This is a genomic window from Nocardiopsis sp. LOL_012 (assembly GCF_048060475.1).
In the GTDB taxonomy this organism is placed as follows: domain Bacteria; phylum Actinomycetota; class Actinomycetes; order Streptosporangiales; family Streptosporangiaceae; genus Nocardiopsis.
This window is the reverse complement of the sequence record NZ_JBHMIV010000008.1, coordinates 101,384-128,202: the sequence shown is the minus strand read 5'-3', so window position 1 is coordinate 128,202 and position 26,819 is coordinate 101,384. Positions and strand designations below refer to the sequence as shown.

Sequence of the window (26,819 nt, the reverse complement as noted above, 5' to 3'; positions counted from 1 at the left end):
CGATGCCGTTAGCTCCAAAACCCCCGAAAAAGGGAAAAGCCGACCACCCTCGGGGTGGTCGGCGTGTGTGCTCCGGCCTTAGCTGAGCCGCTCGAAGACGGCCGCCATGCCCTGGCCGCCGCCCACGCACATGGTCTCCAGACCGAAGGTCTTGTCGTGGGTCCGCAGGCCGTTGAGCAGGGTGCCGGTGATCCGGGCGCCCGTGCTGCCGAAGGGGTGGCCGAGCGCGATGGCGCCGCCGTTGACGTTGAGCCGCTCCTCGATGTCGATGCCCAGTCGGTCGGCGGAGGGCAGCACCTGGGCGGCGAAGGCCTCGTTGATCTCCACGAGGTCGATGTCGCCGATGGACATGTTGGCACGGGCCAGTGCCTGCTTGGAGGCCTCGACCGGGCCCAGGCCCATGATCTCCGGGCTCAGGCCGGTCACGCCGGTGGAGACGATCCGGGCCAGCGGCGTGATGCCGAGCTGCTTGGCCCTGGTGTCACTCATGACCACGACCGCGGAGGCGCCGTCGTTGAGGGGGCAGGCGTTGCCGGCGGTGACGGTGCCGTCGGGACGGAAGACCGGCTGGAGCTGGGAGACCTTGTCGTAGGTGGTGCCGCGGCGGATACCGTCGTCGGTGCCCACCACGGTGCCGTCGGGGAGGGTCACCGGGGTGATCTCACGTTCCCAGAAGCCGTTGTCCAGGGACTTCTCGGCGAGGTTCTGCGAGCGGACGGCGAACTCGTCCTGGCGCTGACGGGAGACGCCGGTGATCTGGGCGACGTTCTCCGCGGTCTGGCCCATGGCGATGTAGACGTCGGGCAGCCGGTCGTCCCCGCGCGGGTCGGTCCAGGCCGGGGCGCCGCCCTCGGCGCGCTTCTCGGTCCGGGCGGTGGCCTCCTGGAAGAGCGGGTTCTGGTTCTGCGGGTTGTCGCTGGTGCCGTTGGCGAAGCGACTGACCGTCTCCACCCCGGCGGAGACGAACACGTCCCCCTCGCCGGCCTTGATGGCGTGGTAGGCCATGCGGGTGGTCTGGAGGGAGGAGGAGCAGTACCGGGTGACCGTGGTGCCCGGCACCGTGTCGAGTCCGAGCTGGACGGCGATGACCCGGGCCAGGTTGTGGCCCTGCTCGCCGCCGGGCAGGCCGCAGCCGAGCATGAGGTCGTCGATGCTCTCCGGGGAGAGTTCGGGGACCTTGGCCAGGGCCGCACCGATGATCTGCGTGGCCAGGTCGTCCGGGCGGATGTCCTTCAGCGAACCCTTGAAGGCGCGGCCGATCGGCGAGCGCGCGGTGGCGACGATGACTGCTTCGGGCATGTGTCTGGTCCCATCCGGTGTGGTGGCACTGCGGTGGCGCGTCCGGAGGTGGCCGGGCGGCACGGGCCTGCCTCGACTCTCGGGGCGCGTCTTGTTACTGCCCAGTTAACCTGCCCGGTCCCCTCCGCCGCCACCCGGGGCCGGTCCTGGCGTGTCCTCCGGTGCGGGTCCCGCGGGATGTGCGGCGTCGGCGGATTCCAAGTGCTCCCGGCCCGCACCGTTCAGACGCCCTTTGAGCGGACGGAAGGGGGCGCGTACGAGGGCCGACCAGCGGCCTCGGACGCTCGCGGGGGCCGGGGCGCCGTTGGCGCGGGAGACCTCCGTGCCCGGGGTCCGGGCCGCGACGACCGCGGCCCGGTCGACCGGCAGGATGTCCTCGGTGCGTGCGGGCTCCTCCAGTTCGGGCAGCAGCCCCAGTGCCGCGCAGACCGAGGGCAGGATGGCCGCGGTGGCCTGGGAGTACCCTAGGGCCGACGGATGGAAGCGGTCCGGACCGAACATGAGGTGGGGCTTGGACCGGAAGTCGTCCGCGAGGAGGTCGCTCATGGACACCGTGAGCCCGCCGACCTCGGTGACGGCGATGGTCTGTGCCGCGGCGAGCTGCCGCGAGGCCTGCCGGGCCACCGACCTCAGCGGCCAGCCGATCGGCTGCACGGTGGACAGGTCCGGGCAGGTCGCCACGACCACGGCCGTCCCCGCGGCGACCAGTCCGCGGGTGGCCTCGCGCAGGCGGGCGACCGCGTCGCCCAAACGCATGCGGCGGATGATGTCGTTGGCGCCGATGAAGACCACCGCCACGTCGTAGCGCTCGGAACCGCGCAGCGCCCCGGCCCGCTCGATCTGGGCGGCCAGGTCCGCGGACGCCGCGCCGGGCGCGGCGGTGCAGCGCAGCCGCACCGGCCGGTCGGCGGCCGCGGCCAGCCCCTCGGCCAGCAGGACACCGGGGGTCTGCGCGGCCTCGGCGACCGCGAAACCGGCCGCGGTGGAGTCCCCGGCCATGAGCATGCGCAGCGGGGGGTCGCCGCCGTCGCCGTAGACGCCGTCGACCCGGGGCCGGTCCCACGCCGTGGTGCCGACCGCCCGTTTGGCGAGCCGGGCCTGCACGTAGAGGAGGGCGACGGTTCCCGCGCCCACGAGTGTCACCCCTCCGCCCCCGAACGCGGTGGCGGTGGCGATACGCCTTGCACGTGCGGCGCGCAGCATCGGACCACCTCCGAGGCTCGTCCCCCGCCCGCTCCGAGGCGGGTGGTACCCATGTGAGGTTACCGAGGCGGCCGCGCCGCGTCACGTATCCCCGGGGGGACACCGTCCTCCCCTCCCGCCGGACCCGGGCGCCGACCGGCCCCGACGCTGGGGACGGGAGTTTCCCAGGGTCACGGACTAGGGTCTGAGGGTGATGCGGGCCGCACATCGGCCCGCGGTCCCGGGCGGAACCGGCCGGGGCGAGGTTCGGGCGGGCCGCGGACCCGGTCCCCCTCAGACACCCAGGGAGCCCACAGTGCGGGTACACGATTCACTGATCGATCTGGTCGGCGGCACCCCGCTCGTCCGCCTGCGCAAGGTCACCGAGGGTCTCGCCCCGACCGTTCTCGCCAAGGTCGAGTACTTCAACCCCGGCGGCTCGGTCAAGGACCGTATAGCCCTGAGCATGATCGAGGCCGCTGAGAAGAGCGGCGACCTCCGCCGGGGCGGCACCATCGTCGAACCGACCTCCGGCAACACCGGGATCGGTCTGGTGATGGTGGCACAGGAGAAGGGGTACCGCTGCCTGTTCGTCTGCCCGGACAAGGTGGGGGCCGACAAGCTCGCCGTGCTGCGCGCCTACGGGGCCGAGGTCGTGGTCTGCCCCACCACCGTCGCCCCCGACCACCCCGAGTCCTACTACTCGGTCTCCGACCGTCTCGCCGCCGAGATCCCCGGCGCCTGGAAGCCCGACCAGTACGAGAACTCGGAGAACCCCCGGTCGCACTACCGGTCCACAGGACCGGAGATCTGGGAGCAGACGGAGGGGCGCGTCACGCACTTCGTCGCGGGCATCGGTACCGGCGGGACCATCACCGGCGCGGGGCGCTACCTCAAGGAGGTCTCCGGTGGGCGCGTGCGGATCGTGGGCGCCGATCCGGAGGGGTCGGTCTACTCCGGAGGCACCGGCCGTCCCTACCTGGTCGAGGGGGTCGGGGAGGACATCTGGCCGGGCACCTACGACACGGGCGTGTGTGACGAGGTGCTGGCGGTCAGCGACAAGGACTCTTTCCTCATGACGCGGCGGCTGGCACGCGAGGAGGCACTGCTGGTCGGCGGCTCCTGCGGCCTGGCGGTCGAGGCCGCGCTGCGGGTGGCCCGGGGCGCGGGCTCCGACGACGTGATCGTCGTCCTGCTGCCCGACGGCGGCCGCGGCTACCTCGGCAAGATCTTCAACGACGAGTGGATGGCCGACTACGGGTTCCTGTCGGCCGAGACCGGGGAGGCCACCGCCGGGCAGGTCCTGGACGCCAAAAGCGGGGAGATGCCTGACTTCGTGCACACCCACCCCCACGAGACGATGGGCACCGCCGTGGCGATCATGCGCGAGTACGGGGTCTCCCAGTTGCCGGTGATGAAGGAGGAGCCGCCGGTGGTGGCGGCGGAGGTGGTCGGCTCCATCGCCGAGCGCGACGTCCTGGACGCGCTCTTCGACGGCCGCGCCCAGTTGACCGATCCGGTGGAGGGTCACATGGGACGTCCCCTGGCCAGCGTGGGCACGGGGACGCCGGTGAGCGACTGCGTGCGCCTGCTGCGCGACTCCGGTGCCCTGGTCGTGCTGCGCGACGGCCGTCCGACGGGCATCCTCACCCGGCAGGACCTGCTGGCGCACCTGTCCGGCTGAAGGGGAGGGCCTGGCGGGCCGACCGGCACCGGGGCACTGCTACCCTTCCCGACATCATTACTGGCAGGTAATAAAGGGGAGCGCGCGTGTCGCGGCTGTTGTCCTGGACCATCCGTTCCTTGTGGTCGTACGCGAGGAACAAGGCCGAGATCCGGGCGGACTCCAGAGCGGGGCGGAGGTTCCGCCGCTTCGGTGCGGGCTCGTCCATCGCCTTCCCCGTCGCCACCGTCTACGGGGAGCCGTGGATCGAGATCGGTGAGTGCACGGTGCTGGGCGCCGACATGACCCTCGCCGCGGGGATGGGCCCCGGCTACGATCTCGGCCCCGACCCCGTGGTCCGGATCGGGTCGGGCTGCGCGATCGGGCGCGGATCGCACATCGTCGCGCACAAGTCCGTGGACATCGGGGACCACGTCTACACCGGCCCCTACGTCTACATCACGGACCAGAACCACAGCTACACCGATACCGAGGCCCCCGTCGGCCTCCAGTGGCCCGTCGACGACCCGGTGACCATCGGCCCGGGCACCTGGCTCGGCGCCAACGCCGTGGTCCTGCCCGGCGTCCACCTGGGCCGCAACTGCGTGGTCGCCGCCGGAACCGTGGTGCGTCCCGGCCACTACCCCGACCACAGCGTGATCGCGGGCGTCCCCGGCAGGGTCGTGCGCACCCACGACCCCGAACTCGGCTGGGATCCCCCCATGCGCGGGAACGGCACGCCCACACGGGTGCCCACCCCCTCCACCGGCCTGCCACCGGGGGTCCCCGAAGAGCCGCCCGAACCCGGAACGCACAGCCACTTCCCGCCCTGCTGACCGGACGCGCCCCGCGCGCCCTTCCGAACGGCCGGGTGGACGGGGCCGTGATCGCTAGGGTTGGGGCATGACCTTCGACGGCTTCGAGACACTGGCCATCCACGCGGGGCAGGAACCGGACGCGGGCACCGGGTCCGTGGCGGTGCCGATCTACCAGACCAGCACCTACGCCCAGGACGGTGTGGGCGGACTGCGGCAGGGCTACGAGTACTCCCGCACGGGCAACCCGACCCGAACCGCGCTGGAGGAGTGCCTGGCGGCGCTGGAGTCCGGTGCGCGCGCCCTGGCCTTCGCCTCCGGGATGGCGGCGGAGGACACCCTGCTGCGCACCGTGCTGGCCCCCGGCGACCACATCGTCATCCCCGGCGACGCCTACGGGGGCACCTTCCGCCTCGTCTCCGAGGTGCTCCAGCGGTGGGGCGTGGCCTGGGACGCCGTCGACCAGACCGACACGGAGGCGGTACGCGCCGCGATGCGTCCCCGGACCCGCCTGGTGTGGACCGAGACGCCGACCAACCCGCTGCTCAACATCACCGACATCGAGGCGGTCGCGGCGATCGCCCACGAGGCGGGCGCGCTCCACGTCGTCGACAACACCTTCGCCTCGCCCTACCTCCAGCGGCCGCTGGACCTGGGCGCCGACGTGGTGGTGCACTCCACCACCAAGTACCTGGGCGGGCACTCCGACGTGGTGGGCGGGGCGCTGGTGGCGGCCGACGCCGGTCTGGGCGAGCGCCTGGCCTTCCACCAGAACACCATGGGCGCGGTCCCCGGCCCGTTCGACTCCTGGCTCACGCTGCGCGGCATCAAGACCCTGGGTGTGCGCATGGACCGGCACAGCGCCAACGCCGAACGGGTCGTGGCGGCCCTGGAGGGGCACCCGGCGGTCAGCCGGGTGTACTACCCCGGCCTGGACGGGCACCCCGGCCACAAGGTCGCCGAGCGGCAGATGCGCTCCTTCGGCGGGATGGTCTCCTTCGCGCTCGCGGGCGGTGAGAAGGCGGCGCTGCGCGTGTGCGAGCGCACCCGGGTCTTCGTCCTGGGCGAGTCCCTGGGCGGGGTGGAGTCCCTGATCGAGCACCCCGGGCGGATGACCCACGCATCGACCGCCGGGTCCGCCCTGGAGGTCCCGGCCGACCTGGTCCGCGTCTCCGTAGGCATCGAGTCCGCCGACGACCTGGTCGCCGACCTGCTGGAGGCCCTGAAGGACTAGGCTGTGTTTTTTGAACCTCCGCCAGCCCCGTGGGCGCCCTCGCACCCCCCCCTGCGGTGCGGCACCGCGTTCAAGAAACAGCTCCTAGGGCTCCCTGAGGTAGCGGCCGACCACGAGAGGGCCCAGTGCGGCCGCGTCGGCGCGCACCAGGCGCACCCCGCGCCGCCGGGTGGCCCGGGCGGCGAAGTCGCGCAGGCCCGGTTCGTCGGCGAGCAGGAAGAACACCGTATCGGCGTCCTCGCGCACCAGGGCGTCCAGCTCCGCGAGGGTGGCCTCGGCGGTGCGCGGATCGGGCGGCCACGCGAACCGGGGGAGCCCGCCCCCGTCGACGTGGGCGGTGGGCTCCCCGTCGGTGACGACGAACACCCGCGAGGGCAGCCCGCGGTGGCGCCGGGCGTGCGCGCGCGCCAGGCGCAGCGCGTGGTGCAGGTTGGTGCCGGGGGAGTCCCGCCACCGGTGGGCGACCAGCGTCCCCGGGGTCAGTACACGGGCGCTCTCCCCGAACCCGATGATCCGGAGGCGGTCTCCGGGGTGGTGGGCGCGCACCAGTGCGTCCAGTGCCAGCGCGGTGCGGGTGGCCGCGTCGTGCAGCCCGCGCACCACCATCGAGTGCGACAGGTCGACCAGCAGCGACACCGCCGCCGCTCCGACCGGTTCGGTCTCGGCGGCCCGCAGGTCCTCGGCCCGCAGGGGGACCGCGCGTTCGGCCGGGGCGCTGCGGCGCAGGGCGGCGGCCCGTACGGTGGCCACCGGTGCCAGGGGCCGGTCGTCGCCCTCCCACGGCAGGTCGGTGCCGGTCGGCTCTGTTCCGGGGGCTGCCCCCGCGCGGTGTCCGCCGACGCGGCCGCGGGAGGAGCGTTCGAGGTCGCGCAGCGCAGTGTCGGCCAGACGGCGCAGCTCACGCGGGGACAGGCCGTGCCGGTCCGCCCCCGGCGGGGCCAGGAGCCCGCCGGGGGCCTCGGATCCGGCCTCCGGGTCGGCCCCACCCGGCGACGCGGTCTGCGCCTCTCGCAGCGGCACGCTCTCGGGCCGCTCCGCCAGCGGGTCCGCCAACGGGTCGGGGCCGCCGGTGAACGAACGGTACCGGTACCTCATCCGCGCCTCCTTCCGGCCGCCGGTGTCAGAAGCGGTAGCTCTCCCCGTCTGGGGCGGTGTCCTTGGACAGGCGCCGTTCCAGGTGGAGCCCCTCCAGTGCGAACTCCACCACGGCCGCCGCCAGGCCGGGTGTCGGCGGTCCGTCCTCGGCCTCCGGAGCGGCCGACTCGATCAGCGCGGCCAGGCCGGGCACCGTCCCGACGCGCCGCAGGAGTTCGGCCGCGGTGACCAGGTCGCCGGTCTCGACGGTGGCGCCGCCGGAGAAGCGCTCCAGTAGCGGGTCCAGGTCGGCCCCGCCCAGGCGGGCACGGAAGGTCTCGGCGACGGCCCGCCGCAGGAGCGCGTGCAGGACCTCCTCCTCACGGCCCTCCGCCTCCAGTTCGAACTCCACCTTGCCCAGCAGCGGGGCGACGGCGGCGGGCAGGTCGCAGACCCGGGCCACGGGGACCTCGCCGCCCGCCAGGGCGGCCCTGCGCAGGGCCGACGCGGCCACGGTCTCGGCCGCCGCCACGGAGAAGCGCACGGACACCCCGGAACGCCCGTCGACTCGCTTGGAGTCGCGCACCAGGCGTGTGAAGCGGGCCAGGGCCTCCACCAGGTGGGCGGGGACGGCCGTGCTCTCGGGAAGCGCCGCCTCCTGTCGGATCAGGGCGATCTCCTCCGCCGTGCCCAGCGGGTAGTGGGTGCGCACCTGGGAGCCGAAACGGTCCTTGAGCGGAGTGACGATGCGTCCCCGGGCCGTGTAGTCCTCCGGGTTGGCGCTCGCGACGAGCAGCAGGTCCAGCGGTAGGCGCAGTGTGTACCCGCGCACCTGGAGGTCCCGCTCCTCCAGGACGTTGAAGAGCGCGACCTGGGCGCGGGCTGGCAGGTCGGGCAGTTCGTTGACGCAGAACACCCCCCGGTTGGCGCGTGGGACGAGGCCGTAGTGGATGGTCGCGGGGTCGCCGAGGGAGCGGCCCTCCGCCAGGCGGGCGGGGTCCACGTCGCCGATGAGCTCGCCCACGCCGGTGTCGGGGGTGGCGAGCTTCTCCCCGTAGCGCTCGGAGCGGTGCCGCCAGAGCACGGGGAGGCCGTCCCCCTCGCGCTGTGCCCGTTCCCGGCACGGTGGGCAGGCCGGCGCGAAGGGGTGGTCGTTGACGGGGCACCCCGCGACCGCGGGCGACCACTCGTCCAGGAGCCCGGCGAGGGTGCGGATGAGGCGGCTCTTGCCCTGGCCGCGCTCGCCTAGGAGCACGATGTCGTGCCCGGCGATCAGTGCCCGCTCCATCCGGGGGAGGACGGTGGTGTCGAACCCGTGCAGGCCGGGGAAGCGCGGCAGGCCCGCGCCCATGCGGTGCAGGAGGTTCTCGCGGATCTCCGCGGCCACGGGCCGGTGGAGGTGCCCGGAGTCGCGCAGGGCCTCCCGGGTGGCGGGGAGGCCGTCGGGCTGTTTGGGGGGTGTGGCCGACGTCATCGCAGAGAGTCTAGGGCTTGGAAAGCCGGGTGTCGCCCGGGGGACGGAGTGGGACAATGGTCGGCAGACAGCGGGGTCGACGTCCGGCCGGGAGGGCCGGTGAAGGAGGGGTGGCGGCCGGTGGCACGGTTCGGCGATGCACTGACGACGGGGGCCGACCTCGTGAACGCGGCCGAACGCGCGGTCCTGAGCGCGTTGGACCAGGTCGGGGCGGTGCCCGATCTGGTCTGCTTCTTCATCAGCGGGGCCGATCCGGACGAGGTCGCGCTCGCGGGTCGCCACATCATGGAGTTCGCGCCGGGCGCGGTCACCCTGGGGTGCAGTTGCACCGGGGTGATCGGCGACGGCCGCGGCGTCGAGGACCGGGGCGCGGTCAGTGTGTGGTGCGCCCGACTCCCCGGGGTCGACCTCACGCCCTTCCGGCTGGACACCGTCCTGGACGAGGACCACCTCGCGGTCGTGGGGATGAGCGAGCCCGGCCCGCGCGACAAGGCGGCGATCCTGCTCTCCAACCCCTACGAGTTCCCCACACCCGCCTTCGTCAGGGAGTCCACCCCCGCGCTGGGCGGCCTGCCGCTGGTCGGAGGGCTGGCCGACGGGGCCCACGGGGAGGGGTCCGTGCGGCTCTTCCAGGACGGCGAGGTCGTCGACAGCGGCGCGGTCGGTGTGATCATCGGCGGCGAGGGTGTGCTCGGAACCGTCGTCAGCCAGGGGTGCCGCCCGATCGGACCCGCCATGACCGTCACCAAGGCGGAGGGCAACCTGTTGTTGGAACTGGCGGGTGAGAGCGCCTACGCGAAGCTGGAGTCCCTGCTGGAGTCGCTGCCGGAGGAGGAACAGGAGCTCGCCGCCCAGGGGCTGCACATCGGTATCGCCATGGACGAGTACTCCGAGCAGCACGAGCAGGGCGACTTCCTGGTCCGGATGATCGTCGGGGCCGACCCCGAACCAGGGACGCTGACCGTGGGCGACATGGTCGAGGTCGGCCAGACCGTGCGCTTCCAGGTGCGGGACGCCGGGTCGGCGGACGAGGACCTGACCCGCAGGCTGACGGACTTCGGCACACGCAACGATGTGGGCGGGGGGCTGCTGTTCTCCTGCAACGGCCGGGGCGGTTCCCTGTTCCCGCGCCCGGACCACGACGTGCTGGCCGTCCGCCGCATCCTGGGCGCGGGTTCCGTGGCCGGGTTCTTCGCCGCCGGTGAGATCGGTCCGGTCGGCGGCGTCAACCACCTGCACGGGTTCACGGCCTGCCTGCTGGCCTTCGCCGACTGACGGAGCCGCGCAGACCGGACTTTTACCTTGGCGACGCCGACACCCCGGTGTGGGCTCCTTGAGTGTGGCCGCCTCAGGAAGCTTACTGAGAGTGTTCATATAGAACACTTCGGGGGGAAGAAGAGGCGATGTCGGACACACGGAGTCACCCTGCGGCCTTGCGGAGCCTGGCGCTGCTGAGCGCCGCCGCACTGCTCGCCCCGGCGGCCCCGGCGCTCGCGGAGGCCGAGTGGATCACCCAGAACCTGGCGTCCGCGGACCGTGTCGGACTGGTCCTGTCCTCCGGCGCGCTGCGCCTGGACCAGGACACCGCGGAGGAGGGCACGGCGGCCCGCTCCGGCGACGGCGGGGCCGTCGGCGGGCTGGCGGTCTTCCCGGAGCAGCGCCTGGACGCTGCCGCCGACCGCCTGGAGGTGAGCGTCCGCGCCGAGGGCGACCTCCGGGACCTGCTGGTCGAGGCGCGGGGCCTGCGCGGGGACGGGATGTGGACGGAGTGGCACCCGGCCTCCCGCGGCGACCGGGTGGCCCTGCCCGAACCGGTGTCCTGGGTGCAGTTGCGCGTGGAGGTGGAGAAGGAGGACGCCGCGCTCGCCGGGCTGCGGGTGCGCCCGGTGGAGGACGCCGGGGAGCGGAGGGGGACCGGCGGCTACGGCTACGGCTACGACGGCTACGGGACCGAGGGGGAGGGGGAGCCCGGGAGGGAGACGGACGCACCGTTCTCCGCGCGGCTCTTCGCCACCCGGATCGGCCTGGTGGGGGCGACCACCGCCAACGGGCACACCGTCCGGGCCGACGACCACTTCGCGGCGCTGCCCTCGCGCCGGGCGCTGGCCTCACGGGAGACGGGCGAGTACACCGTCCGGGTGTGCACCACCGGGGCCCTGGGCCCGCACCCGCCGGTCGGGGAGGTCGAGGGGCACGAGCGGCGCTGCGCCTACCTGCCGGTGTGGGACGTGGGCCCGTGGAACACCACCGACGACCACTGGAACGCGTCCCGGAGTGCGTGGCCGGACCTGGCCCACGGCCGGCCGCAGGCCCAGGCCGCCTACCACGACGGCCACAACGGCGGTCTCGACGGGTTCGGCCGCAGGGTCCGCAACCCGGCCGGCATCGACCTGGCCGACGGCGCGTTCCGGGAGGGGCTCGAACTGCCCACCAACGGATGGGTGGACGTCGACTACCTGTGGACGGCCGAGTACGGCTCCCGCGCCAGGATCACCACCGCCAGCCGGAAGGACCCCGTGATCGTGCGCGGCGGTCCCGGCCGGGAGCACGGCGCGGTTGGGCTGGCCGCGCACAGCGCCGTCGTGGACGTGCGGTGCAGGATCGACGGGGACGAGGTCAGAGGCCCGTTCGGCACGGGCGGCGTCTGGTACCGGATCGGGGAGGGCGACTACGTCCCGGCGGTGTTCGCGGACGGCGGCGCCGACGCCCGGGAGTGCTCACCCGAGCCGTGAGCCCGGCCCGGTCAGTGGCGGGTGCGCACGACGACGGTCCCGCACACCCGGTCGTGCAGGGCCAGACGGTCCTCGCTGAGCGCGGCCATGGACTCGCCCAGTGCGGCGAGGTTGCCCAGGACGGGCAGGGTCTGCGGCAGGCCGAAGAAGGCGGAGCGGCCCACGGACTGGCCCTGCGTGAGCGGTCCGCCGTCGGTGCGCACCACCCTGACCCCCACGATCATCTTGCCGACGGTCGCGCCCCAGGCGGCGAGGAACAGCCAGTCGTAGAAGAACAGCAGGGCGCCCCAGCCGAAGAAGAACAGGAAGGCCCACACCTCGCCCTGGGCGTCGCTGGTCTCGTCGCTGCCGGTGAGCAGGACCACGAGCAGCGCCATGAGGATGAACAGCGCCACCGCCGTCACCAGCGCCAGGACGTAGTCGATGCACCGTGCGCCCAGGCGGCGGCCGAAGCCCGCGCGCCGCGGTCCTCCGGGCCACGGCGGGCGGTGCTGCGGCAGGCCGCCGGGGACGGCTCCGTAGCGGGGGCCCGGCGGACGCGGGTAGGGCATGGCCATCGGGGTGTCCTCACGTCGCTTGCGTCGGTTGCGCGGCGGCGCCCGTGGGAGCCACCGAGTTCTCCGACGCTACCGATCCGGCGGTGGTTCGGGTGCGTCCCGTCCCACCGCCGGGGCCGCTCACATGCCGGTGTAGGGGACCGCGTCGATGATCTCCACCGCCAGGCTCTTGCCGTTGGGCAGCTTGTAGCTCACGCTGTCGCCGACGTTCTTGCCGTTGATGGACGAGCCCAGGGGCGACTTCGGCGAGTACACGTCGATGGGGGAGCCGCTCTCCTCGCGGGAGGCCAGGAGGAAGGTGACCTCCTCGTCGTCGCCGTCGAACTTGACGGTGACGGTCATGCCGGGGCCGACCACACCCTCGGTACGGGGGGCCTCGCCGACGCGTGCGGTGCGCAGGATCTCGGTGAGCTGGAGGATGCGGGCCTCCATCTTGCCCTGCTCCTCCTTGGCGGCGTGGTAGCCGCCGTTCTCCCTCAGGTCGCCCTCTTCCCGGGCCGCCTCGATCTTCTCCGCGATCTCGATGCGCCCACGTCCCGTCAGGCGGCCCAGCTCTTCCTTGAGCCGGTCGTACGCCTCCTGGGTGAGCCAGGTGACGTTGTCGTCGCGGGTCTGGGTCACGGGAACTCCTTGTGTACTCGTAGCCATGGCCACCAGGCGGCCAGAGCTGAACTCACGAGAGTAGCACCGCACGCCTGAGGCGCACGGGTCCCTCGTCGGTCCGCTCCGGCCCGGGGCCGGAGGGGAGGGTAGGCGGATCAGCTTTCCGGGTCTTGTTCCCTGCAAGAGGCAACTTCTACCGTGGAAGCCTGTCGAACCGTGTCAACGCTCGTGGTCACCATCCGGTTCCCGGCCTCGACGGAGGCGCGGGTCTGGCCCACCTCCACGTGCTGGGCGTCCAGCGCGGTGACCAGGCACTCGGCACCGTCCTGGCTGTTGACCTCGAAGGTGATGCCCGCCTCGTCCTCCGCGCTGGTGTCATAGGACACCACCTGGTGGTACACGCTCCCGGAGAGTCCGCTGTAGCTCATCACGGAGAAGCCCCAGCCGACCGCGGTGAGGACGGCGAAGACCGTCCCGAAGACGAAGAAGAGAGGGCCGTTACCGTGGCGCTTGCGGAGCGCTGGCGAGGCGTCGGCACTGTTCACGGCTGCTTCTTCCGGGTCGCTGACATTGCGGGAATCTCCGAACGAGGGTTCGGCGTTGTCTAAGATATCCCCGACCCCACCTGCCCCCTACCCGGCCCGCGCCTGAGTCGCTCGTGCCGCGGGGGCCCGGGCGGCACCGGGCACGCCGTTCACAGAAACCAAGGAGAAGCCTTCATTGTCTGAGCGCCTGCGCCTCATGGCCGTGCACGCCCATCCCGACGACGAGTCCAGCAAGGGCGCGGCCACCATGGCGCGCTACGTGAACGAGGGCGCCGATGTGCTGGTCGTCACCATGACCGGTGGCGAACGCGGCGACATCCTCAACCCGGCCATGGAGCGCCCCGAGATCCGGGAGAACATCGCCCGGGTCCGCAGGGAGGAGATGGAGCGCGCCAGGGAGATCCTCGGCGTGCAACAGGAGTTCGCCGGGTTCGTCGACTCCGGCCTGCCCGAGGGCGACCCCCTGCCGCCCCTGCCGGAGGGCTCCTTCGCCACCCTGCCCGTGGAGGAGGCCGCCGAGCCGCTGGTGGCCTCGGTGCGCCGTTTCCGCCCGCACGTCATCCTCACCTACGACGAGAACGGCGGCTACCCGCACCCGGACCACATCATGACCCACAAGGTGTCGATGCACGCCTTCGACACCGCGGGCGACCCGGACGCCTACCCCGGCTCCGGTGACCCGTGGCAGCCCCTCAAGCTCTACTACTTCGTGTCCTTCCCACCGGAGCGCTTCGAGGCCGTGGCCGCGGCGCTCGCCGCACGGGGCATGGAGAACCCGTTCGAGGAGTGGATGAAGCGCATCAAGGAGCGCGGCAAGGACTTCCCGCAGTGGGAGATCACCACCCGCGTGCACGTGAGCGACTACTTCGACACCGCCGACGAGGCGCTCAAGGCCCACGCCACCCAGGTGGACCCGAACGGATTCTGGTTCGCCGTGCCCAACGAGATCAAGGCCGAGGCCTGGCCGACGGAGGAGTACCACTTGGTCCGGTCCCTGGTCGACACCGAGGTCCCCGAGAAGGACCTCTTCGCGGGTGTCGCGGAGACGGTGAGAGCATAGGGACATGAACACGCTTCCCACGTCCGCGGTGGTGCTGGCCGGCGCCGTCGACCTGGACACCGACACCGTCACCCCCGGTGTGCTCGGCTTCCTCGCGATCTTCGCGGTCGGCCTCGCGCTGTACTACCTGATGCGCAGCATGACCGGCAAGCTGCGCGCTCTGAACGTCGGGGCCGACGCGGAGCGGGAGGGCACGGGCCCTGCGGCCGCGTCGGCCGAGGAGGAGAGCCGGTCCTGACGGTGGGCCTTCCCTGACCGCCACCCGCCTGACCCCGGGTGGCACAGTGGGAGGCATGAGCAACCGTCTGAGCGACGCGACCAGCCCGTACCTGCTACAGCACGCCGAGAACCCCGTGGAGTGGTGGCCCTGGGGCGAGGAGGCGTTCACGGAGGCGCGCCGCCGTGACGTGCCCGTGCTCATCTCCGTGGGCTACGCCGCCTGCCACTGGTGCCACGTGATGGCGCACGAGTCCTTCGAGGACGCCGAGACCGCGCGGCTGATGAACGCGCTGTTCGTCAACGTCAAGGTGGACCGCGAGGAGCGCCCCGACGTCGACGCCGTCTACATGGAGGCCACCCAGGCCATGACCGGCCAGGGCGGGTGGCCCATGACGGTGTTCGCCACCCCCGACGGCGCCCCGTTCTACTGCGGGACCTACTTCCCCCGGGACCACTTCCGGCGGCTGCTGGAGGGGGTGGCCACCGCCTGGCGCGACCAGCGCGGCGAACTCACCGACCAGGGGCAGCGGGTGGTCGACGCTCTCGGTGGGCCGCGCACGCTCAGGAGCGCGCCGCCGCCCACCGCGGAGCGGCTCGACGCGGCGGTCCGGGCGCTCGTGCGCGAGTACGACCACGCCAACGGCGGCTTCGGCACCGAACCCAAGTTCCCGCCGTCGATGCTGCTGTCCTTCCTCACCGCCCAGCACGAGCGGACCCTCCCCCTCCAGGGCGGGGACGGGCCCGCCCCCGCCGGACGCATGGCCTGGGGAACCGCGCTGGCGATGGCCCGCGGCGGCATGTACGACCAGCTCGGCGGCGGTTTCGCCCGCTACTCGGTGGACCGGGCGTGGGTGGTGCCCCACTTCGAGAAGATGCTCTACGACAACGCCCTGCTGGTGCGCGCCTACGCACGGATGGCGCGGCGCCCGCTCGTGCCGGGGGAGGAGGGTCCCGCCGAGTCCGCCGACCGGGCGTTCATGTCCCGGATCGCGCAGGAGACGGCGGACTGGATGGTGCGCGACCTGCGCACCCCCGAGGGAGGGTTCGCCTCGTCCCTGGACGCGGACAGCGAGGGCGAGGAGGGCACCTACTACGTGTGGACGCCCGAGCGCCTGCGCGAGGCCCTCGGCCCCGACGACGCCGGCTTCGCCGCGCGCGTGTTCGGCGTCACCGAAGAGGGCACGTTCGAACGCGGCACCTCCGTGCTCCAGTTGCGCGAGCCCCCCGCCGACACCGCACGTTACGAACGGGTCCGCCAGGCCCTGCTGAACGTCCGGGGTGAGCGGGAGGCCCCGGCCCGGGACGACAAGGTGGTCGCCTCGTGGAACGGCCTGGCCGTCTCGGGGCTCGCCGAGGCGGGTGCCCTGCTGGACCGGCCCGACCTGGTGGCGGCCGCCCGGAGCGCGGCCGACCTGCTCCTGGACCTGCACGTGCGCGACGGCCGCCTCGTACGCGTCTCGCGCGACGGGCGTGCCGGGCCCGGCACGGGCGTGCTGGAGGACTACGCGAACGTGGCGGAGGGGCTGCTCGTCCTGCACGGTGTCACGGGGCGGGCCGCCTACGTGCACGAGGCCGGGCGGCTGCTGGAGACCGTCCTGGACCGCTTCGGTGACGGGGATGGCGGGTTCTACGACACGGCAGACGACGCCGAGCGGCTGTTCAGCCGCCCACAGGACCCCACGGACAACGTCACCCCCTCGGGCCGGTCCGCGGCGGCCTCGGCCCTGCTGGCGTACGCGGCCCTGACCGGCTCCGAGCGCCACCGCGCCGCGGCCGAGGGCGCCCTGGCCCTCGTCCCGGTCCTGGCGGAGAAGGCCCCCCGATTCGCCGGGTGGGGCCTGGCGGTGGGTGAGGCCCTGCTGAGCGGCCCCCGCGCCGTCGCGGTGGTGGGGGAGCCCGGTGATCCGGCGGCGGAGGAGCTCGTCCGCACGGCGCTGCGCTCGGCTCCGCTGGGGACCGTGCTCTCGCGCGGGGACGGGCGGGAGGACGGCGGCGTGCCACTGCTGCGCGGCCGCGCCCCGATCAGGGGGAGGGCCACCGCCTACGTCTGTGAGGGGTTCACCTGCAAGCTGCCCGTGACCTCTCCGGAGGAGCTGGCGGAGCAGCTCACCCGCTCCTGAGCGCCCCGATGATCTCGTTGACCAGGCCGGGCCGGTAGTCGGGCTGGCGGATCTCCAGGTAGACGGACGTGTCGGTGTCCGGTGCGCGCACCGACGCGCTCGTGAAGGCGCCGACGCCGCACTCGGGCCACTCCCAGACGGTGCCCCGCCACCGGGCGTCGCCGAAGCCGCGTTCGTTCGGCGCGCCCGAACACGGTGCGGCGTCGGCGAGCCTCTCCGGGGAGAGGGGTTCCTGGAGCACCGCCGCGTAGACGCCGTAGGCCGACCGGTCGGTGGAGCGCCAGGCGTCGGCGTCGGTCGCCACGAGCAGGCCCGCCGCGACCCGGCCGCCGTCCCCGGCCACGAGGGCCTCCAGGTCGGTGTGGATCTCCTCGGTCCAGGCCGAGGGGACGCCCAGGCGTAAGCCGTGGGTTCGGGAGTGCACGGTGGTGAGCTCAGCCCCCGGGTGGCCCGCTGCGGCGGTGGTGCCCGCCAGCACCAGCGCGCAGGAGGCGACCAGAGCGCCGACCCTGTGCCACGGCATCCGGTAGCGGCGCCACCACTGCTCCGCCCGGGGGAGGTCGGGGGCCATACGGATGGCCCTGACCCGATCGGTGAAGGTTTTGGCGTCCGCTGGACGACTTTCCCTGTCGACCGAAAGTGCGGAGAGGATGAGTTCGTCCAGGGCCGGAGGCAGTCCTGGCCGGATCCGGCCAGGGGCGGTCCTGACCGGGGGGCGGGAGGGCGGACGCCCGGTGATGAGTTCGTAGGCGACCGCGCCCAGCGAGTACACGTCGGACCGGACGTCCAGGTCACCGCCGGGGATGCTCTGCTCGGGGGACATGTACCCGGGGGTGCCCGCCGCGGCCGTGAACCCGGAGGCCTCGTCGATCGACTTGGCGAAGCCCAGGTCCGCCACGAGGACGCGCTGGCCCACGGGGGAGGACTGGAGCAGGACGTTGGACGGTTTGATGTCGCGGTGGATCGTGCCGTGGTTGTGCAGCACGGTGATGCCCTGGCCGATCTCGGTCAGCAGCCGCAGCGCCTCGTCCAGTGGCAGTTGGCCGCGTTGGACCAGGTCGGCGACGCTTCCCTGGTCGGCGTAGGTCATCACCATGTAGGGCCGCCCGTCGGGGAGGACGTCCACATCGTGGACGGCGACCAGCCACGTGGAGTCGGTCTGGCGCAGAATGCGCGCCTCCTCCAGGAACCGGTGCTGGATATCCATCTGGTGCGCCCAGTTCTCGGCGAGTACCTTGATGGCTACCGGGTAATTCAGTAGGTCGTCCTGGGCCAACCACACCGTCGCGAAGGAGCCGGAGCCCAGGCGCCGGATCACACGGTAACGTCCGAATGCCTCCGGTTGGCTCATGCTCGCCTCGGTACTGTCGGGGGATACGCGGTCGTTGCCCACTAATACACCATCTTCACCCCCGCGCTGTCTTCCGTCGATATGATCCCCCTCCCCCGAGGGTGCCGACCGTCTCAGAGCATGGAACCCGCTGGACCCCGGAGACGTCGGCGGTGCACCATGCCTGTGGTGCCGACGGACGACCGCTTCCCGCGTTCGAGGACGTGCCTTAGGACCCCCGGGTACGTGCATTCAGGGAGAGAGCAGAGTATGGCTATGAGTGACCGACCGGACCACGAAGCGAAGCCCGCGCCCAGACGCCGGGTCGCCGGCAACGTCGACGAGGAGCTTGAGGAGCTGGCGCTGCGGGCCAGGGACGGCGACGCCGCGGCACTGGACGACCTCCTCCGCCGTATCCAGCCCGAGGTGATGCGCCGCTGCTCCCGGTTCCTGCCCTACCGCCAGGACGCGGAGGAGGCCTGTCAGGACGCTCTGCTGCGTGTGGCCCGCAAGATCGACAGCTTCAAGGGCGACTCCCTGTTCACCACCTGGCTGTACACGGTGGTGTCCAACTCCGCCCGCCAGACCTACCGCTCCATGAAGCGCCGCTCGGTCGAGTTCCCCACCGAGGCCGAGCGCATGCCCCACCAGCGCGACCCCCGGACCACGAGCGTGATCGCCGGATCCCGCATCGACCTGCTGGAGGCCCTCGACCAGTTGGAGAAGGACCGCCCCAACCTGGTGGCGCCCCTGGTCCTGCGCGACCTGTGCCAGATGGACTACAACGAGATCGCCTCCGAGCTCAACCTCGCGCTGGGAACGGTCAAGTCCCGCATCCACCAGGGACGCAAACACGTGCGCAAGTCCCTGACCGTGACGTAGCTTCCGCGGGCGAACTACTCTGGGAGCATCCCCACCGGCCCCGCCGCAGGCGCGCCGTTCCCGATTCAGCTCTGAGAGGTTTCGCCCATGGGGCTACGCGACCCCCTGTACTGGCTCTACGAGCGGCGTCTCGAACGCGATCTGAGCAGCCGGGAGATGCCGCGCCACGTCGGAGTCGTCCTCGACGGAAACCGGCGCTGGGCACGCAGCAGCGGCAAGCAGGCAGCCGAGGAGGGGCACCGCGCCGGCGCCGACAAGATCTTCGAGCTGCTGCGCTGGTGCGACGAGCTCGGCGTGCAGGTCGTCACGATCTGGATGCTGTCCACCGACAACATGAGCCGTGACGAGTCCGAGCTGCGCCCGCTGCTGCGCATCATCGAGCGCACCGTGGAGCGGCTGCGCTCGGAGGGGTGGAACACCCGCCCGGTCGGCGCTTTGGACGTGCTGCCCGACTCCACCGCGCGCGCCCTGAAGGAGACGGAGGCGGCCACGTCCGGGAACCCGGGCCTGGTGGTCAACGTCGCCGTCGGATACGGGGGCAGGCGCGAGATCGCCGACGCAGTGCGCTCCCTCCTGCACGAGGAGGCGGCCAAGGGGACCGGAGTCCGCGAGCTGGCCGAGCGCCTGGACATCGAGGACATCGCCCGGCACCTGTACACGCGCGGCCAGCCGGACCCGGACCTGCTCATCCGCACCTCGGGCGAGCAGCGCCTGTCCGGGTTCATGCTGTGGCAGAGCGTGCACTCGGAGTTCTACTTCTGCGAGGTCCACTGGCCCGCCTTCCGCAGGGTGGACTTCCTGCGCGCGCTGCGCTCCTACGGCGCACGCAACCGGCGTTTCGGTTCCTGACCCGGTTTCCCCGGCGGGAGGCCACCCACCAGGGAGCCGCCGCGTCAACCGGTGTTCACGCATATGTGGGTCGAGACTCTGGAAAACCGGACGATGAGCGCGTAGCGTCGGATCGGACGGGTGGTGCGCATCCACCCGTACGGGAGGCCCCGACTCATTGCACTCCTCCGTCACCGCGGAAAGTCAACGAGGGGGGCCGGGTCCGGCCCCCTGGGGCCAGGTCCCGGTCCTCCATGATCCCGTGACACAAGGGCGCCCCAGCGGCGCCCAAGGGGAGAACGAGTGGCTAGTTCCTCGACCGATCGCCGTGACACACAGTCCCCCATCGCCTCGGAGGTGACGGCGGGCACGCGCGTCTACGTGCTCGACACCAGTGTCCTGCTCGCCGACCCGCTGGCCATGAGCCGGTTCGCCGAGCACGAGGTCGTCATTCCCGTGGTGGTGATCACCGAGCTGGAGAGCAAGCGTCACCACCCGGAACTCGGGTACTTCGCCCGCCAGGCCCTGCGTCTGCTGGACGACCTGCGTGTCGCCCACGGCCGCCTGGACCACCCGGTGCCGGTGAACGAGCACGGTGGAACCCTCCGTGTGGAGCTCAACCACAGCGACCCGAGTGTCCTCCCCGCCGGCTTCCGGCTCGGCGACAACGACACCCGCATCCTCACGGTGGCGCGCAACCTCCAGCTCTCGCCGCACGGCACCGAGCCCGGGGAGGCGCGGGCCGAGGTGGCCGAGGGCGACGTCGTCCTCGTGAGCAAGGACCTGCCGATGCGGATCAAGGCCTCCTCGATCGGCTTGCGGGCCGACGAGTACCGGGCCGAGCTCGCCATCGAGCACGGGTGGACCGGTATGGCCGAACTGGACGTCCCCGCGCACCGGATCGGCGAACTGTTCGAGAACGGCGGCAGCGACATCGAGGAGGCCCGCGACCTGCCCTGCCACACCGGGCTGGTCCTGGTCTCGGAGCACGGCAAGGCGCTGGGGCGCGTGCGCCCCGACAAGTCGGTGGCCCTGGTGCGCGGCGACCGCGACGTGTTCGGCCTGCACGGGCGCAGCGCCGAGCAGCGGATCGCCCTGGACCTGCTCACCGACCCCGACGTCGGCATCGTCTCCCTGGGCGGGCGGGCTGGCACCGGCAAGTCCGCGCTGGCGTTGTGCGCGGGCCTGGACTCGGTCCTGGAGCGCCGCAGGCACCGCAAGGTCATGGTGTTCCGTCCGCTGTACGCGGTGGGCGGGCAGGAACTGGGCTACCTGCCCGGGACCGAGAACGACAAGATGAACCCGTGGGGACAGGCGGTCCACGACACCCTGTCCGCGGTGACCAGCGAGGACGTCATCGAGGAGATCACCGACCGGGGCATGCTGGAGGTCCTGCCGCTCACCCACATCCGCGGCCGGTCCCTGCACGACGCCTTCGTGATCGTGGACGAGGCGCAGTCGCTGGAGCGCGGCGTCCTGCTCACCGTGCTCTCCCGCCTGGGTGAGAACTCGCGGGTGGTGCTCACCCACGACATCGCCCAGCGCGACAACCTGCGTGTGGGCCGCCACGACGGCGTGGTCGCGGTGATCGAGAAGCTCAAGGGGCACCCGCTGTTCGCCCATGTCACCCTGACGCGCTCGGAGCGGTCCCCGATCGCCGCTCTGGTCACGGAGATGCTGGAGAACTGACCGGGGGCGGGGGCGCGGACACGGGGTCCGCGCCCCCGCTCACCTCAGGTCGGACAGGGCCGAACCCCAGCGGCGTAGCCGGGCCAGGTGCGCCTCGTAGCGTGCGCCCACGGCCAACAGCACCGCGCCGGCGGCGGCGAACGGCACCCAGTTGGGCAGCAGCACCACCAGGTCCCACAGGGGCGGTCCGAAGGCCCGCAGGGAGGCCGCGATCAGGGCCAGCGAGCCCATGAGCAGCGGGGCCTGCAGACGCGCGCGCAGCCCCCACACCATCACGGCCAGCCCCGCCGACACCACGGCTGCCAGACGCCAGATCAGCCCGGTGTCGGTGGACAGGAACACGGCCACGGTCGGCAGGAGCAGCAGGGCGAGCCCGCCCCCGTAGGCCGCCCGACTGGACGGCGGGGACGCCGCGCGGCGGCTCCACAGCCAGCCCACGATCAGCGCGGTGGCGGCGGGCGCCGCGGTGTAGGCCTCGGGGACGTCCACGTCCCACGCGGCGAGCACCGTCCACAGTGAGGCGAACATGAGCAGGGCGCCCACGGCGGCGAGCCACCCGCGTCGGGGTCGGGGGGCACTCGCCAGGGCGGTCACGCCGACCACCGCCAGTGCCGAGGCGATGAGCTCGGCCCTGGTGCCGACTGCCACCGCGGACAGCAGGGCCGCCACCGCCCACAGGGCCGCCGCGGCCTCGGCACACTCCAGACGGGGGGAGGGCAGCCGGTACGCCGCCGCGGCCACCGCCACCGCCACCGCGATCGGTGCCAGGGCGGCGTACTGGACGGATACCTCCAGGGAAAGCGGCAGGACCAGCGCGAAGGCTCCCGCGGATACCGTCGCCGTCGCGGAGGTGACCGCCGCCACGAGCCGGGTGCGGGCCGGGGCGCAGCCCGCCGCGCACGCCACGGCGCAGGCCAGGGCGGCGGTGGCGGTGAGGGCGTCCGTGCCGGGCAGTGCCCATGCCAGCCCCGTCAGCAGGGCGAGGTGCCCCGTCGCCATCGGCACCCACGCGGTCCACGGGTCCCGGAGGCGCGCGGACCACACCACCAGCGCCGAACCGGCCGCGAGCGCGCAGGCGACGGAGACGGGGGGCTCCGTCTCCAGGAGCGGGGGCAGGGTGAGCAGGGCCGAGGGGGCGACCACGGCGACGGCGCGGGCCAGCATCCGGGGCACGAGCAGGGCGACCAGGCCCACGGCCAGGATCGCCGCCGAGAGGACCGTCGCCACGTGTGGCACCAGGGACCCCGAGGCCCCCGTCACTCCGGTGATCGGCGCCACCGCCGCCAGGACCGTGAGTCCGGCGGTCGCCGACACCGCCGTCCACGGGCCGCGCTCGCCCTCCGGGCGGCGTGCGTGGAACAGGAACATCCCCCCGGCCAGGAACAGGGCGCAGGCCGCGGCCCACCACCCGGTGGAGAGGACCTGCGGGGAGTCGACGAGCAGGAAGAGCAGCGCGAGGGCGACCGCGCAGAACGCCAGGACCAGGGAGGCGGCTCCGAGGGTGTGGACGGGGACGCCGGAACGCGGCGGGCCGAGCCCACGGGCCAGAGCAGCGTCGACTAGAGCGGTCACGGCGAGGGCAGGGACGAACCAGGCCTCCCCGTCGCCGTCCGTGACCGCGAGGACCGCGAGCACGGCGACCGGCTGGGCGCACAGGACCGCGAGGATTCGGGGCACGGCCAGTGGGACGGCCAGGGTGTACAGCAGCATCAGGGCGCTGACCAGGGCCAGGGCGACGGACCAGTAGGCGAGGCCGTCGAAGGCTCCGTCCGAGAGCAGGTACAGGGCCAGGGCGTCGACGAATAGCAGTCCCGAGGTGAGGGCTCCGAAAGTCTCGGCGGTGGCCTTCAGCCCTCGCCTGAGCAGGAGGCTGGCGGTCCCGGCGAAGGCCATGGTGGTGAGGACGAGCACGGTGGCGCGTGCTCCGGTGCCCATGTCGCTCCACGTCCAGACCGCGAAGACCAGGGCGGCGATGCCGACGAGGAGGCCGCCCACGCCGAGGATCGCGTTCTGGGCCGAGCGCCCGGTGACCTCGGCGGGCCCGACGGGCGCCGGGGCACCGCCCGGAGGCCGGGGGACGCCCGCCGCAGTGGGCGAGGGGGCGCGCATCCGGTGGAGCAGGGCGGAGCGCTCGCCGAGCAGCACGCTCCGCCGCGCGTCGAGTCCGGCCAGTTCCGTGTCGATACGCCACAGCTCCTGGGCGTCGGGGCCCACGAGGGGAAGACGGCAGCGCGGGCAGGCGGGCGGGGACTCGGCGGTTGGCAGCGGGAGGCGGCAGCTCGGGCACCAGTGCGCCGGCCGCGGTAGCGGGGTCTGCTCCATAGGCATCATCCTGGCTGGTTCGGGGGGCGGCGGCATCGGTACGCGTACTCATGCCGTTCGGGCGGCGGTGCCTCTCCGCGCATCCGGGGGCACGAATGATCACTTTTCGTGTCCGATTCCAGGTCAAAGCCGCGTATAGCACTCACCATCCGTATTGTGATCCAAGTTACAGTAAAACCGGGGTTTGTTCCCTGCAAGGATGATGCAACCTGAAGGCGCCGCAGGACCATCCCCTCCCGCGAGGAGGCAGAGCGCAGACCCCGGTCCCGGTGGGGGCGGCGCCCCCGTCCCCACCGCGGGTCCTCGGCCGGGCCGCGACGGCGCCCTTCCCCCGGTGCCCGGCCCCGTGTGAGCGGCTCACGGAGCTCCTCACCGCCCCACCACCCCTCTCGGGAAAGGCAACCGTGCTACTCAACCGCATGTCGCTGCGCAGTACCGCGGCCGTCGGCGCGGCCGCCCTGGTCGCCGGTGCGACCTTCGCCGTCTCCGCGTTCTCCGGTGGCGGGATCGGCCCGGAGCAGGCGGCCGACACCGCCCGGGTACCCGAGGCCCCCTCTGAGGCGGCGGGCGGGGACGGCTTCTTCACCGCCCGGGCGCCCTCGGCGGCTCAGCTCCAGGAGTCGCGCGCCGAGGCCCGGCTGGAACGCGACGCGGCCCTGGGCGCGGCCACCGCCTCCGCGCAGGCCCAGGGCACCGCCCTCGCGCCCGCTGAGCCCGAAACACCCGTCTTCACGGGTGACGCCAGGGGCCTGGCGCTGCAGATGGTCCTGGACAAGGGCTGGCCCGCAAGCGAGTTCACCGACTGCCTCGAACCGCTGTGGCAGAAGGAGAGCAACTGGAACCACCTGGCGGAGAACCCGAGTTCGGGTGCCTACGGCATCCCCCAGTCCCTGCCCGGGTCCAAGATGGCCAGCCACGGCGCCGACTGGCGGACCAACCCCGCCACCCAGATCGCGTGGGGCCTCGACTACATCGAGGGCCGCTACGGCACCCCGTGCGGTGCCTGGGCGACCTCCCAGTCCCAGGGCTGGTACTGACAGCGGGGCCGGTACCGGCCGACATGAAATGAGGGCCCCGCGACCACCATGGGAGACCAGGGTGGCCGCGGGGCCCACATCGTGTACACGGCACGACGGGTGCGGGGCCGCCGCGGGCGGCCCCGCGGCTTCAGATGTGCGGGACGAAGGTCTCGGTGACCTCGTCCAGCAGGTCCTCGTAGTCGTCGGCCTGGTCGCGCGGCACGTTGACGCTGATGAGGTAGAAGACGTGGCCGTCAACGTGGTCCAGGCTGACCACGTACGCCCAGAACCGGCGCTCGGGGGTGGGCCAGCCGTCGTGTTCGAGGTCGGCCGCCACCACGGCGGCGTCCCACGACTCGTTCCAGGCGTCGGGGTAGTCGCCGCTGTCGACCTCCCTCAGCCACAGTTGCTCGTAGTCGCGGGTGCCCTCCTCCCAGGCGGTCCCGGCGTTGCTCTGCTCCAGGTACTCCGCGCTGGTGGGGTCGTCGCCCTCCTCCTGGGTCCAGCCGGTGACCCACACCTGGTGGTCGCCGCCCTGGGCCTGGAAGGCGACGAGGGTTTCGTCGATGTTGTCGTCGTTGACGGTCCACCCCTGCGGGTAGCCGACGTCGAACCACTGGGAGCTGAAGGTCGCCCACTCGTCGTAGGAGGGCGGTTCACCCTCGGTGCCGTAGGGGTCGGCCTCGCCCGTGGGCTGTGCGCCTCCGGGGCCCGCGGCGGCGGTCTCCTCCGGGGTGGGGGAGGGGGTGACCGCCTGTTCGGCGGTGGGGGAGACGTTCGCCGAGGGGCCCGCACCGTTGCCGTCGGCCTGGTTCCTCCAGAGGACGATCCCGACCACCGCGACGAGCAGGACGGCGACCATGCCGGCACCGAAGCCGAGCAGGATCTTGCCGGTCGAACCGGAGCCCCCGCCGCTGCCGCCCCCTGAGGGGGTGGCCACGGGCACGCCCGGGTGCGCGGGAGGCGGTGGCGGGCCGGGGGCCGGGCCGGTGCCGTAACCGGGGGGAGGGGTCGGCGGTCGGCCGGGAGCCGGGTACCCGCCGCTGGCCGCGTGGTGGAACGGCTGCGGGGTGACGGGCCCGGTGCCGAAACCGCCGCTGTGCGCCTGGTGGGGCCCGCTCGGCCGCATGGCGGGGGAGCCCCCCGTGTGCGCCTGGTTCGGGCCGCTGGGCTGTGCGGTGGCGGGGCCCGTGCGGGTGGTGGCTGGTCCGCCCGTGTGCGTGGTGTCGAAGCCGCCGGTGTAGGCCGGCGCGGGGCCGCCGGGCTGCTTCCCGCCGCCCTCGGCCCGGCGTTCGCGCAGCAGCGCCAGGGCGGCGTCCGCGCTCAGGCGCCGGTCCGGGTCCCGCTCCAGGAGCCCGGAGATGACCGGCTCCAGCCACCCGGCGCGGGTCATCGGGGGTAGCGGGGCCGAGATGACGGCGGCGATCGCGCTGGTGATGGTGTCCCGGCGGAACGGGGAGGTGCCCTCCACCGCCGCGAACAGGGTCACGCCGATGCTCCACAGGTCACCCCGGTGCTCGGGCGGGGCGCCTTCCAAGCGCTCGGGCGGCATGTACTCCGGTGAGCCGATGATCGCCCCGGTGCGGGTGATGTTCGGTCCGCCCTCGATCGTGGCGATACCGAAGTCGGTGAGGATGACCCGTCCGTCCTCGGACATCATGATGTTGCCGGGTTTGATGTCGCGGTGCAGGACCCCGGCCCGGTCGGCCGACCGCACGGCCTCCAGGAGCGCCTCGGCGACCGTCGCGGCGGTGTCCAGGTCGATGGCGCCGCGTGCCTTGAGGCGGTCCTGGAGCGATCCGCCGTCGATGAGTTCCATGACCACCCAGGGGCTGCCCTCGAAGTCGAAGACGTCGTGGATGGTGATCACGGCGGGGTGTCTGACGCGTGCCGCCGACTGGGCCTCCCGGCGCACCCGGGCGAGGGCGTCCGTGCGTTCGGAATCGGTGAAGTGGTCGGGCAGGAGGACCTGTTTGATGGCGACGGCGCGGTCCAGGGAGGGGTCGAAGGCCTCCCAGACCACTCCCATTCCGCCCCGACCCAGTTCGCGACGGAGGACGTAGCGTTCCGCGACGACGCGTTCGCTGTTGCTCGACATGTACTGCCCTCTCGGCGGGCTCTAGGGTGCTTCGGCAAGAATGTCAGATACCGGACAGAGCCTAACGGTTCCCC

Annotated in this window: 22 protein-coding genes; 12 read left to right on the top strand and 10 right to left on the bottom strand. The window is 72.8% G+C overall.

The genetic code is table 11. The features are described 5' to 3' along the window. Positions 1-78: 78 nt before the first annotated feature. Positions 79-1,299 carry an acetyl-CoA C-acetyltransferase gene (locus tag ACFHWE_RS07625; RefSeq protein ID WP_416599902.1) on the bottom strand — a complete coding sequence of 407 codons (1,221 nt, stop codon included), beginning with the start codon at positions 1,297-1,299 and terminating at the stop codon, positions 79-81. 105 nt (positions 1,300-1,404) lie between these two features. Beyond that, positions 1,405-2,502: a GDSL-type esterase/lipase family protein gene (locus ACFHWE_RS07620; protein WP_416599901.1), complete on the bottom strand. Its 1,098-nt coding sequence runs from the start codon at positions 2,500-2,502 to the stop codon at positions 1,405-1,407. Between the two features lie 295 nt (positions 2,503-2,797). Here ACFHWE_RS07620 and ACFHWE_RS07615 point away from each other — a divergent pair, with 295 nt between their 5' ends. The 3 genes from ACFHWE_RS07615 (at position 2,798) to ACFHWE_RS07605 (ending at position 6,193) form a co-directional block, all read left to right on the top strand. Beyond that, positions 2,798-4,165: a cystathionine beta-synthase gene (locus tag ACFHWE_RS07615; RefSeq protein WP_416599900.1), complete on the top strand. Its 1,368-nt coding sequence runs from the start codon at positions 2,798-2,800 to the stop codon at positions 4,163-4,165. An 86-nt stretch (positions 4,166-4,251) separates the two neighbouring features. Continuing rightward, positions 4,252-4,980 carry an acyltransferase gene (locus ACFHWE_RS07610; protein WP_416599899.1) on the top strand — a complete coding sequence of 243 codons (729 nt, stop codon included), beginning with the start codon at positions 4,252-4,254 and terminating at the stop codon, positions 4,978-4,980. A gap of 67 nt (positions 4,981-5,047) precedes the next feature. After that, complete coding sequence (locus tag ACFHWE_RS07605; protein ID WP_416599898.1) at positions 5,048-6,193, top strand: cystathionine gamma-synthase; 1,146 nt, start codon at positions 5,048-5,050, stop codon at positions 6,191-6,193. Between the two features lie 84 nt (positions 6,194-6,277). On the opposite strand, the gene ACFHWE_RS07600 is transcribed toward ACFHWE_RS07605, so the two are convergent. Both ACFHWE_RS07600 and ACFHWE_RS07595 read right to left on the bottom strand, forming a co-directional pair. After that, the gene (locus ACFHWE_RS07600) at positions 6,278-7,288 is read right to left on the bottom strand and encodes a VWA domain-containing protein (RefSeq protein WP_416599897.1); all 1,011 of its coding nucleotides are present in this window, start codon (positions 7,286-7,288) and stop codon (positions 6,278-6,280) included. Between the two features lie 25 nt (positions 7,289-7,313). Then, positions 7,314-8,741, bottom strand: a complete 1,428-nt coding sequence (locus ACFHWE_RS07595; RefSeq protein ID WP_416599896.1) for a sigma 54-interacting transcriptional regulator — start codon at positions 8,739-8,741, stop codon at positions 7,314-7,316. A 120-nt stretch (positions 8,742-8,861) separates the two neighbouring features. Between ACFHWE_RS07595 and ACFHWE_RS07590 the strand changes: the two genes are divergently transcribed. After that, entirely contained in the window at positions 8,862-10,016 is a 1,155-nt protein-coding gene (locus tag ACFHWE_RS07590; protein ID WP_416599895.1) for an FIST signal transduction protein, read from the top strand. Between the two features lie 128 nt (positions 10,017-10,144). After that, on the top strand, positions 10,145-11,473 hold the full coding sequence (locus tag ACFHWE_RS07585; RefSeq protein ID WP_416599894.1) for a hypothetical protein: 1,329 nt from the start codon (positions 10,145-10,147) through the stop codon (positions 11,471-11,473). Between the two features lie 11 nt (positions 11,474-11,484). Here ACFHWE_RS07585 and ACFHWE_RS07580 read toward each other — a convergent pair whose 3' ends face one another. The 3 genes from ACFHWE_RS07580 to ACFHWE_RS07570 form a co-directional block, all read right to left on the bottom strand. Next, positions 11,485-12,030 carry an RDD family protein gene (locus tag ACFHWE_RS07580; RefSeq protein WP_416599893.1) on the bottom strand — a complete coding sequence of 182 codons (546 nt, stop codon included), beginning with the start codon at positions 12,028-12,030 and terminating at the stop codon, positions 11,485-11,487. A gap of 120 nt (positions 12,031-12,150) precedes the next feature. Continuing rightward, entirely contained in the window at positions 12,151-12,651 is a 501-nt protein-coding gene (gene greA, locus ACFHWE_RS07575; RefSeq protein ID WP_416599892.1) for a transcription elongation factor GreA, read from the bottom strand. 137 nt (positions 12,652-12,788) lie between these two features. Next, positions 12,789-13,178, bottom strand: coding sequence for a DUF4307 domain-containing protein (locus tag ACFHWE_RS07570; RefSeq protein ID WP_416599891.1), 390 nt, complete (start codon positions 13,176-13,178; stop codon positions 12,789-12,791). A 175-nt stretch (positions 13,179-13,353) separates the two neighbouring features. Here ACFHWE_RS07570 and mca point away from each other — a divergent pair, with 175 nt between their 5' ends. Genes mca through ACFHWE_RS07555 form a run of 3 tightly spaced genes read left to right on the top strand, consistent with a single transcriptional unit; the run spans position 13,354 to position 16,577 of the window. Further along, positions 13,354-14,238 (top strand): mycothiol conjugate amidase Mca, encoded by an 885-nt coding sequence (mca, locus tag ACFHWE_RS07565; RefSeq protein WP_416599890.1) that lies wholly within the window; start codon positions 13,354-13,356, stop codon positions 14,236-14,238. Between the two features lie 4 nt (positions 14,239-14,242). Further along, on the top strand, positions 14,243-14,476 hold the full coding sequence (locus tag ACFHWE_RS07560) for a hypothetical protein (RefSeq protein WP_416599889.1): 234 nt from the start codon (positions 14,243-14,245) through the stop codon (positions 14,474-14,476). Positions 14,477-14,531: 55 nt separating this feature from the next. Further along, complete coding sequence (locus ACFHWE_RS07555; RefSeq protein WP_416599888.1) at positions 14,532-16,577, top strand: thioredoxin domain-containing protein; 2,046 nt, start codon at positions 14,532-14,534, stop codon at positions 16,575-16,577. On the opposite strand, the gene ACFHWE_RS07550 is transcribed toward ACFHWE_RS07555, so the two are convergent. Next, a complete protein-coding gene (locus ACFHWE_RS07550) occupies positions 16,564-17,928 on the bottom strand; it encodes a serine/threonine-protein kinase (protein WP_416599887.1) in 1,365 nt (454 codons plus the stop codon). The two genes, ACFHWE_RS07555 and ACFHWE_RS07550, sit on opposite strands and share 14 nt — an antisense overlap. Positions 17,929-18,177: 249 nt before the next feature. Here ACFHWE_RS07550 and ACFHWE_RS07545 point away from each other — a divergent pair, with 249 nt between their 5' ends. The 3 genes from ACFHWE_RS07545 to ACFHWE_RS07535 all read left to right on the top strand — a co-directional run bounded on the left by ACFHWE_RS07545 (position 18,178) and on the right by ACFHWE_RS07535 (position 21,306). Continuing rightward, positions 18,178-18,789 (top strand): RNA polymerase sigma factor, encoded by a 612-nt coding sequence (locus ACFHWE_RS07545; RefSeq protein WP_416599886.1) that lies wholly within the window; start codon positions 18,178-18,180, stop codon positions 18,787-18,789. Between the two features lie 87 nt (positions 18,790-18,876). Then, entirely contained in the window at positions 18,877-19,638 is a 762-nt protein-coding gene (locus tag ACFHWE_RS07540) for an isoprenyl transferase (RefSeq protein WP_416599885.1), read from the top strand. 282 nt (positions 19,639-19,920) lie between these two features. Beyond that, positions 19,921-21,306, top strand: a complete 1,386-nt coding sequence (locus tag ACFHWE_RS07535) for a PhoH family protein (RefSeq protein WP_416599884.1) — start codon at positions 19,921-19,923, stop codon at positions 21,304-21,306. A gap of 39 nt (positions 21,307-21,345) precedes the next feature. Here ACFHWE_RS07535 and ACFHWE_RS07530 read toward each other — a convergent pair whose 3' ends face one another. After that, a complete protein-coding gene (locus ACFHWE_RS07530; RefSeq protein ID WP_416599883.1) occupies positions 21,346-23,628 on the bottom strand; it encodes an SCO7613 C-terminal domain-containing membrane protein in 2,283 nt (760 codons plus the stop codon). 404 nt (positions 23,629-24,032) lie between these two features. Between ACFHWE_RS07530 and ACFHWE_RS07525 the strand changes: the two genes are divergently transcribed. Further along, complete coding sequence (locus ACFHWE_RS07525) at positions 24,033-24,665, top strand: lytic transglycosylase domain-containing protein (protein WP_416599882.1); 633 nt, start codon at positions 24,033-24,035, stop codon at positions 24,663-24,665. 130 nt (positions 24,666-24,795) lie between these two features. Here ACFHWE_RS07525 and ACFHWE_RS07520 read toward each other — a convergent pair whose 3' ends face one another. Continuing rightward, the gene (locus tag ACFHWE_RS07520; protein ID WP_416599881.1) at positions 24,796-26,745 is read right to left on the bottom strand and encodes a serine/threonine-protein kinase; all 1,950 of its coding nucleotides are present in this window, start codon (positions 26,743-26,745) and stop codon (positions 24,796-24,798) included. Positions 26,746-26,819 lie beyond the last annotated feature (74 nt).

Excerpts from the sequence above, each read along its gene's own strand:
- ACFHWE_RS07605 (WP_416599898.1), top strand. The coding sequence starts at position 5,048 with ATGACCTTCGACGGCTTCGAGACACTGGCCATCCACGCGGGGCAGGAA.
- ACFHWE_RS07620 (WP_416599901.1), bottom strand. The coding sequence starts at position 2,502 with ATGCTGCGCGCCGCACGTGCAAGGCGTATCGCCACCGCCACCGCGTTC.
- ACFHWE_RS07540 (WP_416599885.1), top strand. The coding sequence starts at position 18,877 with ATGGGGCTACGCGACCCCCTGTACTGGCTCTACGAGCGGCGTCTCGAA.
- ACFHWE_RS07555 (WP_416599888.1), top strand. The coding sequence starts at position 14,532 with ATGAGCAACCGTCTGAGCGACGCGACCAGCCCGTACCTGCTACAGCAC.
- ACFHWE_RS07625 (WP_416599902.1), bottom strand. The coding sequence starts at position 1,299 with ATGCCCGAAGCAGTCATCGTCGCCACCGCGCGCTCGCCGATCGGCCGC.
- ACFHWE_RS07530 (WP_416599883.1), bottom strand. The coding sequence starts at position 23,628 with ATGGAGCAGACCCCGCTACCGCGGCCGGCGCACTGGTGCCCGAGCTGC.
- ACFHWE_RS07595 (WP_416599896.1), bottom strand. The coding sequence starts at position 8,741 with ATGACGTCGGCCACACCCCCCAAACAGCCCGACGGCCTCCCCGCCACC.
- ACFHWE_RS07585 (WP_416599894.1), top strand. The coding sequence starts at position 10,145 with ATGTCGGACACACGGAGTCACCCTGCGGCCTTGCGGAGCCTGGCGCTG.
- ACFHWE_RS07550 (WP_416599887.1), bottom strand. The coding sequence starts at position 17,928 with ATGAGCCAACCGGAGGCATTCGGACGTTACCGTGTGATCCGGCGCCTG.
- ACFHWE_RS07560 (WP_416599889.1), top strand. The coding sequence starts at position 14,243 with ATGAACACGCTTCCCACGTCCGCGGTGGTGCTGGCCGGCGCCGTCGAC.
- ACFHWE_RS07545 (WP_416599886.1), top strand. The coding sequence starts at position 18,178 with ATGGCTATGAGTGACCGACCGGACCACGAAGCGAAGCCCGCGCCCAGA.
- ACFHWE_RS07600 (WP_416599897.1), bottom strand. The coding sequence starts at position 7,288 with ATGAGGTACCGGTACCGTTCGTTCACCGGCGGCCCCGACCCGTTGGCG.
- ACFHWE_RS07580 (WP_416599893.1), bottom strand. The coding sequence starts at position 12,030 with ATGGCCATGCCCTACCCGCGTCCGCCGGGCCCCCGCTACGGAGCCGTC.
- ACFHWE_RS07520 (WP_416599881.1), bottom strand. The coding sequence starts at position 26,745 with ATGTCGAGCAACAGCGAACGCGTCGTCGCGGAACGCTACGTCCTCCGT.